At 52.0% G+C, this 17,536-nt stretch carries 16 protein-coding genes and 2 pseudogenes; 8 read left to right on the top strand and 10 right to left on the bottom strand.

The window, feature by feature from the left end:
- Positions 1 to 72 precede the first annotated feature (72 nt).
- Together HWQ15_RS18745 and HWQ15_RS18750 are read left to right on the top strand one after the other, a co-directional pair.
- Positions 73 to 1,452: an MFS transporter gene (locus HWQ15_RS18745; protein WP_063148833.1), complete on the top strand. Its 1,380-nt coding sequence runs from the start codon at positions 73 to 75 to the stop codon at positions 1,450 to 1,452.
- Between the two features lie 223 nt (positions 1,453 to 1,675).
- A complete protein-coding gene (locus HWQ15_RS18750) occupies positions 1,676 to 3,139 on the top strand; it encodes a mannitol dehydrogenase family protein (RefSeq protein WP_058676693.1) in 1,464 nt (487 codons plus the stop codon).
- 44 nt (positions 3,140 to 3,183) lie between these two features.
- On the opposite strand, the gene ydfZ is transcribed toward HWQ15_RS18750, so the two are convergent.
- Complete coding sequence (gene ydfZ / locus HWQ15_RS18755; RefSeq protein WP_003857405.1) at positions 3,184 to 3,387, bottom strand: putative selenium delivery protein YdfZ; 204 nt, start codon at positions 3,385 to 3,387, stop codon at positions 3,184 to 3,186.
- 287 nt (positions 3,388 to 3,674) lie between these two features.
- Between ydfZ and HWQ15_RS18760 the strand changes: the two are divergent.
- Positions 3,675 to 4,105, top strand: a pseudogene (locus HWQ15_RS18760) (universal stress protein).
- A gap of 35 nt (positions 4,106 to 4,140) precedes the next feature.
- On the opposite strand, the gene HWQ15_RS18765 reads toward HWQ15_RS18760, so the two are convergent.
- Positions 4,141 to 4,827 carry a GntR family transcriptional regulator gene (locus HWQ15_RS18765; protein WP_003857403.1) on the bottom strand — a complete coding sequence of 229 codons (687 nt, stop codon included), beginning with the start codon at positions 4,825 to 4,827 and terminating at the stop codon, positions 4,141 to 4,143.
- Between the two features lie 90 nt (positions 4,828 to 4,917).
- Positions 4,918 to 5,664 carry a bifunctional NADP-dependent 3-hydroxy acid dehydrogenase/3-hydroxypropionate dehydrogenase YdfG gene (gene ydfG / locus HWQ15_RS18770; RefSeq protein WP_038415990.1) on the bottom strand — a complete coding sequence of 249 codons (747 nt, stop codon included), beginning with the start codon at positions 5,662 to 5,664 and terminating at the stop codon, positions 4,918 to 4,920.
- A gap of 143 nt (positions 5,665 to 5,807) precedes the next feature.
- Here ydfG and dcp point away from each other — a divergent pair, with 143 nt between their 5' ends.
- Positions 5,808 to 7,841 (top strand): peptidyl-dipeptidase Dcp, encoded by a 2,034-nt coding sequence (gene dcp / locus HWQ15_RS18775; RefSeq protein WP_063148835.1) that lies wholly within the window; start codon positions 5,808 to 5,810, stop codon positions 7,839 to 7,841.
- Positions 7,842 to 8,138: 297 nt separating this feature from the next.
- On the opposite strand, the gene HWQ15_RS23430 is transcribed toward dcp, so the two are convergent.
- Both HWQ15_RS23430 and HWQ15_RS18780 read right to left on the bottom strand, forming a co-directional pair.
- Entirely contained in the window at positions 8,139 to 8,246 is a 108-nt protein-coding gene (locus HWQ15_RS23430) for a YnaM/YnfT family protein (protein WP_022647993.1), read from the bottom strand.
- Positions 8,247 to 8,455: 209 nt separating this feature from the next.
- A complete protein-coding gene (locus HWQ15_RS18780) occupies positions 8,456 to 8,683 on the bottom strand; it encodes a hypothetical protein (RefSeq protein ID WP_071881491.1) in 228 nt (75 codons plus the stop codon).
- A 149-nt stretch (positions 8,684 to 8,832) separates the two neighbouring features.
- Between HWQ15_RS18780 and HWQ15_RS23135 the strand changes: the two genes are divergently transcribed.
- Positions 8,833 to 8,997: a YnfU family zinc-binding protein gene (locus HWQ15_RS23135; protein WP_213083702.1), complete on the top strand. Its 165-nt coding sequence runs from the start codon at positions 8,833 to 8,835 to the stop codon at positions 8,995 to 8,997.
- Between the two features lie 248 nt (positions 8,998 to 9,245).
- Here HWQ15_RS23135 and HWQ15_RS18785 read toward each other — a convergent pair whose 3' ends face one another.
- The 3 genes from HWQ15_RS18785 to HWQ15_RS18795 form a co-directional block, all read right to left on the bottom strand.
- The gene (locus HWQ15_RS18785) at positions 9,246 to 9,464 is read right to left on the bottom strand and encodes a cold shock domain-containing protein (RefSeq protein ID WP_022647994.1); all 219 of its coding nucleotides are present in this window, start codon (positions 9,462 to 9,464) and stop codon (positions 9,246 to 9,248) included.
- A gap of 367 nt (positions 9,465 to 9,831) precedes the next feature.
- Positions 9,832 to 10,521: an SOS response-associated peptidase gene (locus tag HWQ15_RS18790; protein ID WP_058646326.1), complete on the bottom strand. Its 690-nt coding sequence runs from the start codon at positions 10,519 to 10,521 to the stop codon at positions 9,832 to 9,834.
- A gap of 263 nt (positions 10,522 to 10,784) precedes the next feature.
- The gene (locus HWQ15_RS18795; protein WP_006808847.1) at positions 10,785 to 11,024 is read right to left on the bottom strand and encodes a DinI family protein; all 240 of its coding nucleotides are present in this window, start codon (positions 11,022 to 11,024) and stop codon (positions 10,785 to 10,787) included.
- Positions 11,025 to 11,350: 326 nt separating this feature from the next.
- On the opposite strand from HWQ15_RS18795, the gene HWQ15_RS18800 reads away from it, so the two are divergent.
- Together HWQ15_RS18800 and HWQ15_RS18805 are read left to right on the top strand one after the other, a co-directional pair.
- The gene (locus tag HWQ15_RS18800) at positions 11,351 to 11,770 is read left to right on the top strand and encodes a translesion error-prone DNA polymerase V autoproteolytic subunit (protein WP_022647996.1); all 420 of its coding nucleotides are present in this window, start codon (positions 11,351 to 11,353) and stop codon (positions 11,768 to 11,770) included.
- A 1-nt stretch (position 11,771) separates the two neighbouring features.
- Complete coding sequence (locus HWQ15_RS18805) at positions 11,772 to 13,040, top strand: Y-family DNA polymerase (RefSeq protein WP_032622206.1); 1,269 nt, start codon at positions 11,772 to 11,774, stop codon at positions 13,038 to 13,040.
- 79 nt (positions 13,041 to 13,119) lie between these two features.
- On the opposite strand, the pseudogene HWQ15_RS18810 reads toward HWQ15_RS18805, so the two are convergent.
- Positions 13,120 to 13,224: pseudogene (locus tag HWQ15_RS18810) on the bottom strand (ASCH domain-containing protein); the annotation flags it as partial.
- A gap of 117 nt (positions 13,225 to 13,341) precedes the next feature.
- Between HWQ15_RS18810 and HWQ15_RS18815 the strand changes: the two are divergent.
- Entirely contained in the window at positions 13,342 to 14,103 is a 762-nt protein-coding gene (locus HWQ15_RS18815; protein ID WP_063148836.1) for an OBAP family protein, read from the top strand.
- Between the two features lie 74 nt (positions 14,104 to 14,177).
- Here the strand turns inward: HWQ15_RS18815 and HWQ15_RS18820 are convergent, their stop codons facing one another.
- Positions 14,178 to 17,486: an autotransporter domain-containing protein gene (locus tag HWQ15_RS18820; RefSeq protein WP_063215914.1), complete on the bottom strand. Its 3,309-nt coding sequence runs from the start codon at positions 17,484 to 17,486 to the stop codon at positions 14,178 to 14,180.
- Between the last annotated feature and the right edge of the window lie 50 nt (positions 17,487 to 17,536).

Here is a 17,536-nt window from a genome sequence, read left to right on the forward strand (position 1 = left end):
AATTCACGCGGTTAAGAGCCTGCGAAGACAGGCTCTCAGTGGTACGCATCTTACCTTGCAGAGATAGCCATTATGACTCAAGCACAACCTCAAAGAAGTACGTCAGACCTGGTGAAAGCCGCCGTATCCGGCTGGCTGGGCACCGCCCTGGAGTTTATGGATTTTCAGCTTTACTCCCTTGGCGCCGCGCTGGTATTCCATGAAATTTTCTTCCCTGAACAATCCGCGGCCATGGCGCTGATCCTGGCGATGGGCACCTATGGGGCAGGCTACATCGCGCGTATCGTCGGGGCATTTATCTTCGGCAGAATGGGCGACAGAATTGGCCGCAAAAAGGTGCTGTTTATCACCATCACCATGATGGGGATCTGCACCACCTTAATCGGCGTCCTGCCAACCTACGCGCAGATCGGGATTTTCGCACCGGTGCTGCTGGTGACGCTGCGCATTATTCAGGGGCTGGGCGCGGGGGCAGAAATCTCCGGCGCAGGTACCATGCTGGCGGAGTACGCGCCGAAGGGTAAACGCGGCATCATCTCCTCGCTGGTGGCCATGGGAACCAACTGCGGGACGCTGAGCGCCACGGCGATCTGGGCCGTGATGTTCTTTGCCCTCGATCGTGAAGAACTTATTGCCTGGGGCTGGCGCGTGCCGTTCCTCGCCAGCGTGGTGGTGATGATCTTCGCCATCTGGCTGCGTATGAACCTTAAAGAGAGCCCGGTGTTTGAGAAGGTTAACGACGCCGAAACCGTTGCGCCGGTTGCTGCGCCGGATACCTCATTAGGTGCGATGTTTAAGAGCAAATCGTTCTGGCTGGCGACGGGGCTGCGCTTTGGTCAGGCCGGCAACTCAGGTTTGATTCAGACTTTCCTTGCCGGATATCTGGTGCAGACGCTGTTGTTTGATAAGGCGATCCCAACCGATGCGCTGATGATCAGTTCGATTCTCGGCTTCCTCTCCATCCCGCTGCTGGGCTGGCTGTCCGATAAAGTGGGGCGCCGTCTGCCGTATATCCTCCTTAACATTTCAGCCATTATTCTGGCTTACCCGATGCTGTCGATTATCGTCGATAAGAGTTACGCGCCGGGCGTGATTATGCTCTCTATCATCGTTATTCATAACTTTGCGGTGCTCGGGCTGTTCGCGCTGGAAAACATCACCATGGCAGAGATGTTTGGTTCGCGGAACCGCTTTACCCGCATGGCTATTTCGAAAGAGGCGGGCGGGCTGGTAGCTGTAGGGTTTGGTCCGGTGCTGGCGGGGATCTTCTGCAACATGACCGGGTCCTGGTGGCCGATTGTGGTGATGCTGGTGGCGTACTCGCTGATTGGGCTGGTCTCCGCGTTGCTGATGCCGGAAGTGCGCGACCGCGATTTGAGTGAAGCCGAAGATGCTGCGGAGGCTCCTCATAAGAACTCGGTAGCGTACGGCGCGCTCTCTTCACGCCGCTAGTGGTTTACATCTTGCGTTACCTGTCACACAACTTTTTACTGATGTCACACCACATGGCGAAAAGTTAATGTAAATCAAGATCTGAAAACGATGTATCAGTATGGTTAATGGCAGCGTTTTTTGACTCCGACTACCATTCTAGTTGGTGTAGTCAGCAGGCGCTGCCGCTCTTAAAAGGAAGCGGCAGTGGATCACAGCTTTCATTAATTAACGAGTCTCAATCATGGAAAACCGGTTATTACAGGCGAAGGCAACGCATCCTCAATACGATCGCGACAGCCTCAAGGCACGCATTGTTCATTTAGGGTTTGGCGCGTTTCACCGTGCGCACCAGGCGGTGTACACCGATATACTCGCCGCAGAACAGGGCAGCGACTGGGGTTACTGCGAAGTTAACCTGATTGGCGGCGAACAGCAGATCGCCGATCTGAAGGCACAGGATAACCTTTATACCGTGGCAGAGATGTCTGCCGATGCGTGGACGGCGCGCGTGGTCGGCGTCGTCAAAAACGCGCTGCATGCGCAGATCGACGGGCTGGAAACCGTGCTGGCGGCGCTGTGCGAGCCGCAGGTCGCCATTGTTTCCCTGACCATCACCGAGAAAGGATATTGCCACTCCCCGGCAACCGGACAACTGATGTTCGATCATCCGTTAATCGTTGCAGACCTGCAAAACCCGCATCAGCCTAAATCTGCGCCGGGCGTGGTGGTTGAGGCGCTGGCGCGTCGCAAGGCGGCGGGGCTACCGGCATTCAGCGTGATGTCATGCGATAACATGCCGGAGAACGGCCACGTGATGCGCAATGTGACCTGTGCCTACGCGCGCGCCGTAGACGGCGATCTGGCGGACTGGATCGAAGCGAACGTCACCTTCCCGTCAACGATGGTGGACCGCATTGTGCCCGCCGTCACGGCTGATACGCTGGATAAAATCGAACAGCTGACTGGCGTACGCGATCCGGCAGGTGTCGCCTGCGAGCCGTTCCGCCAGTGGGTGGTGGAAGATAATTTTGTTGCCGGACGTCCCCAGTGGGAAAAGGCCGGTGCGGAGCTGGTTTCTGATGTCATTCCGTTTGAAGAGATGAAGCTGCGAATGCTTAACGGCAGCCACTCGTTCCTGGCCTATCTCGGCTATCTGGCCGGTTATCAGCACATTAACGACTGCATGGAAGATGAACATTATCGCGCAGCCGCGCATGCGCTGATGCTGATAGAGCAGGCGCCGACGTTGAAAGTGCGGGGCGTGGATTTGGGTCGTTATGCCGACCAGCTGATTGCGCGTTACAGCAATCCGGCCCTGCGTCACCGCACCTGGCAAATCGCCATGGACGGTAGCCAGAAATTGCCGCAGCGCATGCTCGATTCCGTGCGCTGGCACCTTGTCCACCAGAAACCCTTCCCGCTGCTGGCCCTCGGCGTGGCGGGCTGGATGCGTTATGTCGGCGGTGTGGATGAGCAGGGTAACGCGATTGAGGTGAGCGATCCGCAGCTGGCGGTGATTCAGGCGGCGGTAAACGGTAGCGCTGAAGGTGAAAGCCGCGTTAGCGCGCTGTTGGGCATTGAGGCTATTTTCGGTAACGAGCTGCCGAAGGACACGGTATTCGTGGCTGCCGTCATGCAGGCCTATCAAACGTTGCTGCAAAAAGGCGCGAAGGCCACGGTTGCTGAGTACGCAGTCCGGCTTTAACGCTTTGACATGCCGCCGTTCGCGGCGGCATGTCGGGGCACAGCTTAGTGCATCCCCAGGCGAATCAGCTCAATCGGTTCGAACTTACCTTCGCATCCTTCCACTTCAACCGTTTTACCACGACGCACCTGCTCGGCATTAAGGCCGTCGCTGTGGATCGCTTTAATCACGCCGAACTGACCTGTGCCGCTAATCATGACGCGGCTGCCAGTGGTGATTGCATTTCGGTTACGGTCGTATGTCATCATGGTATTTTCTCCTCTCGCACTTATCCGTTACGGCGCTAATTCAACGGCTGCCGTTCACGGGGCACTATTAATACGCCTCTCTTAAACGAAATTATTTGCTTTTGATCAAGCTCACACTTTTTTCTTATTTCCTGATGGCGTTGACGGTTCAGGACACCGCTTTACAAAGCGGACAGTTATTTTCCTTAATTGATAGTTTCCAGACGCAAGCGTTTAGGCTTTGTTTATATCCACAATGCCATTCTGGAGGCAGAAAATAACCCTTCATCGGAAAAGGAGTCAGGCTTATGTATAAGAAAATTTTGATGCCTGTTGACGTGTTTGAAATGGATCTAAGCGATAAAGCGGTACGCCACGCGGTCAACCTCGCGAAATCGGAAGGCGCGACGATCACCCTGGTCAACATTCTCCCTAACAGCAGTCGTTCGTTACTGCGGGGGTTCAATGCCGATATTAAGAAGTTCGAAGAGTATATGACCGCCGAGTCGGATAAGAAGATGAAGGCACTGAAACGGCTCTTTGATATATCCCCGGAAAATATTGATTGTGAAGTACGTTTCGGCAACGTACGCGATGAAATCATCCAGCTCAGCAAAGAGGGGAATATGACGTTATTGTTATTGGGTCAAGAAACCCGAGCATGACAACACATCTGCTGGGCTCGAATGCTGAAACTATCCTGCGCTACGCCACTATTCCGGTATTAGTGGTCCGCTAATCACTTCGCCGCAACCGAAAGGGGGCGGCGAAGCTTTATTCTTCGCTAAACCACTCGCGGTTTTCCTGACGAATTAACTGAACTGACTCGCTAATTTCCTGAAGGTGAAGCGTCATCGCTTTATCTACGGCTTCCACGTCGCGTTTTTCCAGTGCGCTGAAAATATCGTGATGCTGGCGCAGCAACATCTCTGGCGGAGAAACATGGTCGAGGCTCATGTAGCGCACGCGGTCGATGGTAGCTTTGATGTTTTCGACGGTATCCCACGCGAGCTGGCACTCGGCGATCTGCGCCAGTTTCTGGTGAAATTCGTCGTCCAGCTGGAAAAAGTCGTTCAGCTGTTTGCGGTCGATGGCAATGCGTTGCTGATGCAGGTTTTGCTCCAGCAGGTAGCACTGGTTATCGTTGATGAGCGACGCGGCGCGACGCACAACGGCGCACTCAATGGCCTGGCGAACAAAACAGCCATTCCGTACCTGCGAAAGCGAAATTTTATTTACATAGCTGCCGCGCTGAGGGCGGATCTGGATAAGGCCGTTTTCTGCGAGCTTAATAAACGCCTCGCGCACGGGCTGACGAGAAACGTCAAAACGTACCGAAACCTCTTTTTCTGAGAGTGGCGTTCCCGGTGGGATCAGGCAGCGAACGATATCACGGCGTAAGATGCGATAAATTTGCTGATTTACAGGCTGGGTAGGATTAAGTTGCGATTCAGCGGCCATGGGTTGTGATTTCTCAGAGAGTTAACCTGAACATACTACCATTCTTTTACCCGTCATCACATACCCGGCCCGCAGGCCGGGAAGGGTGAATTACCCGCGATGCACGCTGAGTCCGGCATAGGTCTGGCTGACGGGCATCATCTCAACCGTGTTGATGTTGACATGCTTCGGCAGCGTCGCGACCCACCAGACGGTTTCGGTGATATCTTCCGGCGTCAGCGCATTCGCATTTTCATAGGTTTTATCCGCTTTCGCGTCATCGCCTTTGAAACGCACGTTGGAGAATTCCGTTCCACCGACCAGACCCGGCTCAACATCGGTCACGCGGATCGCGGTACCGTGCAGGTCGGTGCGCAGGTTCAGGCTGAACTGGCGTACAAAGGCCTTGGTTGCGCCATAGACGTTGCCGCCCGCGTAAGGCCAGCTGCCTGCGGTGGAACCGATATTAATGATATGACCACGATTACGTTCAACCATGCCCGGCAGCACGGCGCGGGTCATGTACACCAGGCCTTTGTTGTTGGTGTCGATCATGTTCTCCCAGTCTTCGACGTTGGCTTTGTGGGCAGGCTCCATGCCCAGCGCCAGGCCAGCGTTATTGACCAGCACGTCGATTTCACGCCATTCGGCAGGCAGGTTGGCAATCATCTCTTCAATGGCGGCGCGGTTGCGCACGTCCAGCTGTGCGGTCAGGATGCTGTCGCCCAGCTCGTCTTTCAACTCCTGGAGACGCTCCTGACGACGACCCGTTGCAATCACCTTATGTCCGTTGGCGACGAAGCGACGCGTGATGCTTTCACCAAAACCTGCTGTCGCCCCGGTAACTAATATAATCATCTCACTGTTCCTCAACGCTTTTTGTGTTGTACTACCATAGCACGCACTCGGGCAGATCGTTAAGGCAACATTTGTATGACGCCATTGCAGGCCGGAGCAGGCTGGCCTACTCTGGTGAGAAATACCGTGCTCAGGAGTAAACGATGTCGGTCAACAACCCTTTCTTTGACGTTAGCCTGCTGCCTTATCAGGCTCCGCGTTTTGATGTGATAGAAGACAGCCACTATCGCCCGGCGTTTGATGAAGCAATGCGCCTCAAGCGTGCAGATATTGACGCGATTATCGCGCAGAGCGCCGTGCCGGACTTCAACAACACCGTGCTGGCGCTGGAAAAGAGCGGGGCCATGCTGTCGCGCGTCAGCAGCGTGTTCTTCGCCATGACGTCCGCACACACCAACGATTATCTTCAGGCACTGGACGAGCAGTTCTCCACCGAACTGGCCGGGCTGGCGAACGATATCTGGCTAAACGATACGCTTTTCGCCCGCGTGGAAGCCGTCTGGCAGGATCGCGACACGCTGGATGCCGAATCCCGCCGACTGACGGAGGAGACGTATCAGCACTTTGTTCTTGCGGGCGCGCGTCTGAACGCCGATGAAAAAGCCGAGCTGAAATCTCTGAATACCGAAGCCGCCACCCTGACCAGCCAGTTCAACCAGCGCCTGCTGGCGGCGAATAAGGCGGGAGGGCTGGTGGTGGATGATGTTCACCAGCTTGACGGACTCAGTGCGGAGGAGATGGCTGCCGCGGCTCATGCTGCCGCAGAAAAAGGGCTGACGGATCGCTGGCTGATCCCGCTTCTGAATACCACGCAACAGCCCGCGCTGGCGGCGCTGTCTCTGCGCGAGACCCGTAAAAAGCTGTTTAGCGCGGGCTGGGAACGCACTCAAAAAGGCGACGAAAACGATACGCGCGACCTGATCCTTCGGCTTACCGCGTTGCGGGCAAGACAGGCGCAACTGCTCGGCTTTGATAACTATGCCAGCTGGAGCATTGCCGATCAAATGGCGAAAACGCCGGATGCCGCGCTCGAATTCATGCGCGGGATAGTTCCTGCGGCGCGCAGCAGGGCCGCGCTGGAGCAGGCGGATATTCAGAAGGTCATTGACGACGAGCAGGGCGGTTTTACGGTGCAGGCCTGGGACTGGGCGTTTTATGCCGAACGCGTGCGTTCAGCGAAATACGCGCTGGATGAGTCGCAGATCAAACCCTATTTCGCGCTCAATACCGTGCTGGAAGATGGCGTATTCTGGACCGCCACGCAGTTGTTCGGTATCCGCTTTGTCGAGCGTTTCGATATTCCGGTTTATCACCCGGACGTTCGCGTGTGGGAGATTTTCGACCACACGGGTGAAGGCATGGCGCTGTTCTACGGCGACTTTTTCGCGCGTGATTCCAAAGCGGGCGGGGCGTGGATGGGGAATTTTGTTGAGCAGTCTTACGAGTTTGCCGCGCGTCCGGTGATTTATAACGTCTGCAACTATCAAAAACCAGCGAACGGGCAGACCGCGCTGATCTCCTGGGATGATGTGATTACCCTGTTCCACGAGTTTGGCCATACGCTGCATGGCCTGTTTGCCAGCCAGCGCTATGCCACGCTTTCAGGCACCAACACGCCGCGTGATTTCGTTGAATTCCCGTCGCAGATCAATGAACACTGGGCCAGCCATCCGCAGGTGTTTGCGCACTTTGCCCGCCATTATCAAACCGGCGAGCCGATGCCGGATGCGCTGCGGGAAAAAATGCTCAATGCGACCCAGTTTAATAAGGGTTATGACATGACGGAACTGCTGAGCGCCGCGCTGCTGGATATGAACTGGCACGGCATTCATGAGCCCGTTGAAGACGTGGAAGCCTTTGAAGCCGCCGCGTTGAAAAAAGAAGGGCTGGATCTTCCAGCCGTACCGCCGCGCTATCGCAGCAGCTATTTTGCCCATATCTTCGGCGGCGGCTACGCGGCGGGCTATTACGCCTATCTCTGGACGCAGATGCTGGCGGACGATGGCTACCAGTGGTTTGTCGAGCAGGGTGGTTTGACGCGCGAAAACGGACAGAAATTCCGCGAGGCGATTTTGTCGCGCGGCAACAGCACTGATTTAGCTGAACTTTACCGGAACTGGCGCGGGCACGATCCGAGGATCGAACCAATGCTGGAGAATCGTGGATTGAGTGTTTAAGGGCTTTTTAGTGTGGAAACAGAACCGGGCGCGATGCCCGGTTTTTTGTTCGATTTTTTCTTCCCCGAAACTCCTCCAAATTCCTCCCCAAAATGAATCCTTAAATTCTGCGAAATTTGCAGGATAACTTTCTTATGGCTGACCCTATATATCAGGGCGAACGACTGGGCAGCTTCCTGCTGCGCCAATGGAGAGGGAATTAATTGTGGCACGTACCCGGGGCTGGAGTGGCGCTGCCTGCGAGGAAAGGTGAATAGGCTGCCCAGTAAATAAAGAGGTTATGGAAACTTGAATACATTACAGTTCATCAGGATTGTTCGATACGCTGATCCCGATCTTGATCAGACTTAAAATCATCAATGCCAGTACCATTGCCACGATAGTAGAGATGATAAGCGTTGTCATAAAGGCCCCCTTTGTGAGTATATCTTTTAGACTGTTTGAATCAAAAAATGTTCCGAGTCCTAAAAAATATATGACATTAGACAGGAATGTATCGTCTGCTAAATGAAAAAAAAAGCCTACGCCAGGTAGGCAATACTGATAATTCCTAATTGTTTTAATAATGCTTGTTACTAAAGGTTATCTGCAGTGTTGGTAGAAGATATTGAAGCTTATAGATACTTCCTGGCTGCATCTAATATTTCCTGAGATGTAAGCTCTCGATCTGATGCAACATAGATAACTTCATGGTCACCTGTTAAAGAGGGAAAACCGGCTGACATTATCGGAAGGTTTATCCCTTCTCCATTAGGGTATTGTTCGCGTATTGATGTCACGCCCTTAAGTACGGTGATTACTTTACCTGGTTTACCATTAAAGAAAATAATTACTTTTTTCATGTATCACCATGTATTTCAGGGGGTTTTATGGCCCGGGGTTGTTCGAAAGGGGTTGATTTATTGACGTTTAGTTACCTCTTTCGAAATTAAAACAAGCAATATTCTGCCTTAACGTGTACTGTAGCAGTCCATTTGTACTGGAGAAGCTTATGTCTGCACGTAAAAACACGCAATTCCGCCGAAATTATTTAGTCAAATGCCCTTGTCCAAACTGCACAAGAGACTCGGAGCACAGTTACAATCGTGTACAAAAGGGAGCTCAACTGGTTTGCCCTTACTGCAACGCGTTGTTCAAATCCCCTCAACATTACTAAAAAATCTCATATAATAACTAAGAAGTGATGCTTTTGGAGGCTGCCTAACCTCTTACGCACTTTAATATTTTATAAGCAGTTAGTTTCTGCTTTGAGACTATTCATGCAGCAGTCCTGCATTTCATCACATCGGTCAGCAAATTTGACGGTGCTGTAAATATGCTGGCCTGTTGTAATGATATTCGCAAACGATAAATGACGCTTCTGATTATTTAATTCACAGAAGCTTAAGCGGTCATTGAGGGGGGTTATTTATCGCAAAGCGTAACATTTGCAGCTGTCGGACCTTTGGTACCGGCAATGACAGCAAATTTAACTTTTTGGCCTTCAAAAAGAGTTTTGAATGTCTCTCCCTGTAGAGAAGAAGAGTGAACAAGGATATCTTTACTTCCATCGAGTGGGGAGATGAAGCCAAAGCCCTTATCATCGTTAAACCACTTAACAAGACCTATCATTTTTGATGACATAAAAACTCCACTTGAACACTTAAAAGTTACAAGTTCATGAAAAGAAACGCATGATGGCATACGTATGGACTCAAGAGGAGGGGATATCAGAGATAGCACCTGGTTATGAGGACTACTTTGGAAAAGTCAGATTCACATTGCATCGAACCAACCGCATCATTAAGGCACGTGTAGATCTTTTAAGCAAATCTTATTTTAGCCATCTGGGAGGCCATACAGATTAGATTAGCCAATCCAAATTTTTCCTGTGTCGTCAAATTTGATTTATAGCAAGGAAATAATTTGTCTCGTAAAATGACAGGAGTTGTCAAAGGTTTTGACTTCAATAGAGGGAAGGGTTTTATTATCCCATCTAAAAAGTGCAGGTCTAACTAAGTTCAGATTTGATTTCTATTTGCTCAATCAAATTCCTCCCCTGGTTTTTTACATTTCCTACTGTACGCGTTACCGCATGCCAGACGAACTTATCGGTGGGCACTGCACCATCTGAAGCTATCTCTTCAGCTTCTTTCCCGCCAACATGCTGTCGCATCCACTCGCGTGCCGCTTCTGGTGACAAAACCAGTGGCCTGCGGTCATGAATGTCGACGAGGCCTTTATCAGCCGCAGACGTCACAATCAGAAATCCCTCGGCTTCATCGCCGCGCTCAAACGGTGTGCTTCCGATCGCCGCCATAAAGATTGGCTGACCGTCGGCCCGGTGGATGAAGTAGGGTTGTTTCTTGTCACCTGACTTCTTCCATTCGAACCATCCATCGGCAAAACAGATCGCCCGGCCATGTTGCCACAGAGGTTTAAACATTCTGCTGGTGGCCGCGGTTTCTACACGTGCGTTAATCAGTGGTGCTTTGTCCCACCATCCAGGTGCGTAGCCCCAGAACACCGGATCGAGGTGCAGTAGTTCGTCGCGTTCGCTCAGCAGCAGGACTTTGGTACCGGGCGCGACGTTGTACCGACCAATGGGGGCCGGGTCATACGCGATGTCGCGATCGCCTTCGTCGGCAAGGTAGGCCAGGTATTCTTCACGGGTTTGGGCTTGTGCAAAGCGTCCACACATAGAAACCTCCAGTCGGATGTCATACTCAAAGTATAGGGCAGGGATAAGATGACTTGATCGACATGCAAAAGCTGTATTTTGTGCAAGATAACGCGAGAAAATGGGCAGAAATTCCGGGAGGCGTTTTTATCTTGCGGGCACGATCCGAGAAATGAACCGATGCTGGAGAACCGCGGGTGAGTGATTAAAGGCATTACTGGCTGAAAACAGAACCGGGCATTGCGCCCGGTTTTTCCCCGGTGGGCTGGTATTTGTTAACCTTGTTACTCTTGCGTCAGCCACATGTCCGACTCTTCAAACATTTCCTCAAGCATACGGTTCAGCTTTTCCCGGTCGCTTTTGCTGGCATCGCTATTCAGGCCATTCGCCTGCATTGGCTTAACCGTCACGCTGGCATCAGGAAAAATCCGGTGCACACGTTTTGTCAGTTCAGCCAGAATTATCTCCCTGGCTCCCTCCAGCCCCTGTACGTTTCGCTTGTCATAAACCAGTTCAACAAACATTATTTTTTCCCTATGAATATTAATTGTGCGATTCTGTCTGCACGTAAAAATACTACTGTATATGGGTACAGTCAAACGGCATTCCGGCTAAAGAAATGCCATGCCGCTCTTCACCTTGTTTATGTTGATGACAATCTATTCATTTAGCCTTTAAAACGAGCAGTCGAAGCGTTTAATCGTAAAATTTACAAAAACCATAATTTGAAGCCAGAGAGAAACTTACAAACGAAACGGTGAAGGTTTAAACAGTCGCTACGGTTCAGCTGCCTTGCGCGTGCTTCAAAACAAAACTACTGTATATAAAAACAGTATTAGAGGTATGCGTAATGGAATTTATCAGACCTACAGAACTGCGTGAGATTATCGCGCTTCCACTTTTCAGCGATTTAGTTCAGTGCGGATTCCCAAGCCCGGCTGCCGATTATGTGGAGCAGCGCATTGATCTTAATGAACTTCTGGTTGCCCACCCCAGCTCGACGTATTTCGTTAAAGCCGCGGGTGATTCAATGATTGAAGGGGGAATAAGCGACGGCGATTTACTGGTGGTCGATAGTTCCCGAACGGCTGAGCACGGCGATATCGTCATCGCCGCGGTGGAAGGGGAATTCACCGTTAAGCGCCTGCAACTGCGGCCTAATGTTCAACTCAATCCGATGAACAGCGCTTATTCACCGATTATCGTTGGCAGTGAAGACACGCTGGACGTTTTTGGTGTGGTCACTTTTATTGTTAAATCGGCCAGCTGATATGTTTGCGCTCTGTGATGTGAATTCATTCTATGCATCATGCGAGACGGTATTCAGGCCAGATTTGAGAGGCCGACCGGTGGTTGTCCTCTCAAATAACGACGGTTGCGTGATAGCGCGCAGCGCAGAGGCCAAAGCCGCTGGCGTTACCATGGGGGCGCCATACTTTAAGCAGAAAGACCTGTTCCGGCGCGCCGGCGTGGTTTGCTTCAGCAGTAACTACGAACTTTACGCTGACATGTCCAGCCGGGTAATGACCACGCTGGAAGAAATAAGCCCTCGCGTCGAAATATATTCCATTGATGAGGCCTTTTGTGATCTCACCGGGGTTCGTAATTGCCGGGACCTGACTGATTTTGGCAAGGAGATCCGTGAAACGGTTTTGAAGCGTACGCACCTGAAGGTCGGCGTTGGCATAGCCCAGACGAAGACGCTGGCGAAGCTGGCAAATCACGCGGCGAAGAAATGGCAGCAGCAGACGGGTGGGGTGGTTGATTTATCCAATATCGACCGCCAGCGCCGGTTGTTGGCTATCGTGCCTGTAGAGGACGTATGGGGCGTGGGCAGGCGCATCAGCAAGAAGCTCAATGCGATGGGTATCAAAACGGCGCTGGATCTCTCAGAGCAGAGCACGTGGATTATCCGCAAGCACTTCAATGTAGTGCTGGAGCGAACGGTCCGGGAGCTGCGCGGCGAGCCGTGCCTCGATCTGGAAGAGTTTGCACCGACAAAGCAGGAGATCGTCTGTAGTCGGTCATTCGGTGAGCGCGTGACAGAATACGAGCAGGTGCGCCAGGCTATATGCAGCTATGCGGCCCGTGGCGCTGAGAAGTTACGTGGCGAGCACCAGTATTGCCGCTTTATCTCGGCGTTCGTAAAGACCTCTCCGTTCGCTCTGAACGAACCCTATTACGGCAACAGTGCCTCAATGACGCTTCTCACACCCACTCAGGACTCCCGCGACATTATCAACGCCGCGGTAAAGTGCCTCGACAAAATCTGGAAGGAGGGCCACCGCTACCAGAAAGCCGGCATTATGCTCGGGGACTTCTTCAGCCAGGGCGTTGCCCAGCTCAATTTGTTTGACAATAGCGCGCCGCGTGCCGGAAGTGAAAAGCTGATGGAAGTGCTGGATCGTCTGAACGCGAAAGATGGAAAGGGTACGCTTTATTTTGCCGGGCAGGGCATACAGCAGCAATGGCAGATGAAGCGTGAAATGCTTTCACCGCGGTATACGACCCGGTATTCAGATTTACTGAGAATTCGATGAATGTTAATGGCTGTTTTGTGCCAGAAGCGGGCACTGATATAAATGGCAATTGATCAAACGCCAGCCCCTTTACTTTGTCCTACAGGATCTCAACCACTTCAAACTCTTCTGCGATCAACTCCATATCTTCAGAAAAATGGCCTTCGCGGCTGAAAAATCTCTGATGCTCTTTCTGCCAGTATTTAAATGGTGTTCTTAAACGGAACGTACGCCAGTTTGCCGGATGGTTTAATAAAAACTCTCCTGGCGTGTCTGCGCGAATGTACTACTTTCAGTAAAGTGACTTTTACAGGGAGGGTCAATGAAACCATTATCGCTTTTATTATTGTCGAGCCTGACGTTAGTGGGTTGTGGCGCGAACAATACCCCTTCAAATACGCCTGTTCCGGGTGTAAAAACCTCCGTCGGGACGAGCACGCTTGAAGCCGGTGCTCAGCTTATCCAGTCCCGTCCGCCCATTGATGCAATGAGTGCCTACCTTGACGGTTTCCATTTTTATAGCGGGGATAAAAATGGCCAGATGGAAGCCCATCATTATGTAACCGTGTTGAATGAAGACGTGATGCAGGCGGTGATCTACGACGGTAACACCAAAGATGCCCGTTTAATGGGCGTTGAGTACATCATTAGTGAGCGTTTGTTTAACACACTGCCGCCGGAAGAAAAAAAATTGTGGCACAGCCATCAATATGAAGTGAAATCCGGCAGCCTGATTGCTCCAGGTTTACCTGCAGTGGCTGACAAAGCATTGATGAGCAAAATTGTGAATACCTACGGCAAGACCTGGCATACCTGGCACACCGACCGCGATAAAAAGCTGCCGCTCGGCATTCCGGCACTGATGATGGGCTTTACCGGGGAAGGGCAGTTAGACCCTAAACTTCTGGCGGACAGAGATCGACGCTTTGACGTGAGCACGCAAGCCATCAAAGAAGAACGTAAGGATATTGTGGCGCACCCAGTTGCTAAGGGAGCGGATGCCTGGCAACGTGGTGAAGAGATCCAGCTTAAGCGGGTTAGAGGTTCAGGTGAGCATGGCCAGGGCGACACAAGCCATTTTTGATATCAAAAGCCTTCAGGAATACCCCGGCAACGCCGGGGATAGGGCCAGTCCTATTATTTTCTCGTCCTCAGGCATCAGAAACGCCATGTGGCTGAAAGATTACCTGCAATCGAGTCATAGCCAGAACGAAACATTTCGCTTTCAACCCCGATGCCCAATTCGACATCAGCGTTGATTTTATAGCTCATACCTGCCTTAACACCCAGAGTGTCACGACCAGTCACCTGATTCCTGGAACTAAACCCTGTGCTTCGATAGTTGGCGAAAGAGGCGTGTTGCACTACGTTGCCATCAAGCAGTTCATGATCCCAGCTGAGCTGCAGCTCAGCTGCGAACGATGCCCCTGAAGCGAGGGGTACATTCCAGTTACCATTCACCCCGATACTTGATCTCAGAGAATCGAAGGTCTGCGAACCCAGCATCAGTCGGCTGCCGTCATTGCCGCTTTCCTTCACGCCGGGACGATGTAATGTGGTGTAATTCAATGACGTTACCGGTCCGGCGTTCACATTATTATTCAGCGCCCATCGATAGCCTCCGCCGGCCGTAACAGAACCTGACAATCCGGTCCAGGTGGCATGGTGGCTTGCTCCGTAAGTTTCTACATTAATGTTTCTGTCCAGCCAGCTGTCTTCAATACCCAATCGGCCAGTGCCGAATAAATACATTCCTTCGGACCTTTCAGCGCCGTAACGAGCATGAACACCCAGATCGAAAGCAGTGGTTTTCCCGGTTGCGGTTTCTGGTGATTTCACCGTCACCGACTGACCGCTGACCGCACCATGAAAGCCATACATCCAGTTGTGATTCTCATCGTTTTGTTTTTCAGCACCGAATACAATGCCATAACTGCTGGCGTCGTACCCTACACTGTCACTCTGACGCTGTTGCCAGAAGCCGCCGCCAAAGGGTATGGCAAAGCTGCGCCATTCGCCTTCCGTCAGTTGCTTCGGCATAACCACAGGATTTGGCCCGCCCACGATCCGCGCTATCTGCTGTTCACGCTGAAGGGAACTTGCGAACATGGCGCTGTAGGCGCCCGCAGAAAGTTGCGGCAAGGCATTGCTGATACTCCCGCCATCAGTGGCTGAGAAATCCAGAGTACGGTACAGCGGTTGTATATCCGACTTAGCTTCCGCCACAATTTTATCCAGCGCTTGCCCTACCTGCCGCGCATTAGCGTCCTGCGCATACCTGCTGTATGCGTTTGAAGCGCGCAGCATTGAGAGCTGCCAGCCATTCTTTCCCTGTGGCGTTGTTTGCAGCGTTAGCGTGGGTGAACGGAGCACGCTGTTCACCGCACTGAAATTGCCGTCGGAAGCGTCCGTTTTTAGCAAATCTTGCGTATTCAGACGCCAGTTTGTTGCGTACCAGTCCGGCTGCGGCGCAAACGTCAGTTGACCGTCAAATTGTGCGTGACCGTCCACTCGCAGAGTATCATGCCTGCCGCGCCCGTCGACTTCCAACAACAACTGCCCGGTATTCCCCTGTTGATAAGCACCGGATATATTGATTTGCCCAAGTGAATTACCCGGCGCAAGGATCCCGTTATTTACAAAGCGGCCTTCCTCATTAAGCGTATAGCTGGCGTTGCCGGACAGGCTGGCACCTGGCGCGATAGTCATGCTGTAAATCTGAAAATCGCCGTTAAGCGAGGTTTTCCCTCCGTGCGCGTCCAGTGCCAGATTATTGATACCTTCAATGTTTCCGCGGTACGTAAAGCTGAAATCAGCATCGGCAGCTTCCGTCGCTTGCCCGTACGCATTGGCCTTCCGACCGAAGGTAAGCAGCGTTAACCGCTGTTGGCCATAGTCATCCCGCTGGGCGTAGTCCGAATAAATATCACCCTCCAGCCGGGCACCCGTTAATATATTTATATTACCGACCAGCGCGTTCGGTGATATATAAATCGCCGCGCCTTTACCGGCAACCCGTCCGCTGATGTCGGCATTGTCTACCAGCGCTCCCTGCAACTCGGGTAATAACGCATCGTAATAGCCGTCCACGATATGAAGCCAGGATCCACGATAGTCCACCTCGTTACCCAGGAGGTTATTGCCAAAATCAAAACTGATACCGACGCCACTGGCTCCCAGTGCCTGAACGTCGCCACGTTGAATAAGGCTGTGCTGTTTACCGTAGGCAAACATCACCCCACGGCCATTAACGCCATCGGCGTATATCCGTACACCGGGATCGATGCTCAGGGTGTTATTTTGCCCATCTATACGGATGCCCGCGCCGCCAGCCCCTGACGTCAACAGGTCCGCTTGTTGAAAGATATGATTATTACTGCCATACACATGCAGGCCAACTCCCAGATTAGCGGTATTGTATTGACCAGCCAGATAGCCATCCGCCTGCTGATTACGCTGAAAATAGCCATTGCGGTTAACGAGCGTTTGCCCGTTGCCATATAGCGAAAAACCGAAAAAGTTACGCCGGTCAATCTGATATCCCATATCCTGCAGCAACGCCAGTTCCGCTTCCATAAACGTGGTGTAATTGCGGTAGTTCTGATGGCTCATCATGCTGTTTTTCAGCTCGATATGGCTCATGTAGTTATCATCGACCGAGCCGTCGTCTGCTAACATTTTCACCGGCACGCCAGGCATGGCGCCTGCAAGGACTTCATCCACATGCCTGCCGGTGAAATAGCCTTTATCAAGCCGTACATCAAAGCCTTGTGGATCCCATCTGTTATTGCATCCAATACACAATATTACTTGCCCTGGCCGGGCAGGATTGCCACGGTCATCGCGCAGATGGCTGGTCCAGGAGCCAAAAGGCACGGTATCAAAAGCAGGCGTGAATGTGCCACTTCCTTGCAGATCGGTAACCATATTGGATATTCCCAGTCCATGTGCCAGCTCATGAACAGCGACGCTGACCAGATCGGCCTTTCCAGTGCGCGGCAATTGCGCGGGCACATAGGGAACGTTATCAAAATCCAGTTTGCCCATGATGAACTGGGCGTGGGAGCCAAAGGTCAGCTCTCCGGTATCAATACCGTTCAATGCGCCTTGCAACTGCGTCAGACTTATAATGCCGTCGGTAACTGAATCGCTGGAACCTGCGGCATTCTCGTCGTTAAACGTCCCCACATTGATAATGGCAGGCAGTTGCCCTGGGCTGGGGGTAATAACCTCAGCCCAGTAACGCATAGCATCGAGTATTTTTTCTTTTTGTTGCTGGCCAAGATCCCAGGTTGACTCAGACGCATTCGGCCAGTCCGGCATAAAGGGGCCGTCGCCAACATTAAAGAAACGCACTTCAAATACCGCAATATTATGTGGGTTATAGACCAGATAGCTTTCTCCTGCATACGGATTATTACTGACAAATAAACCCGTTAATGCAGCCGTCATAAAAACCCTTTTCATATTAACCATCCTTGTGTGAAAAAATAATGTTTACGTCCGTCAATATAAAT

Source organism: Enterobacter sp. DSM 30060 (assembly GCF_013375955.1).
GTDB lineage: Bacteria > Pseudomonadota > Gammaproteobacteria > Enterobacterales > Enterobacteriaceae > Enterobacter > Enterobacter intestinihominis.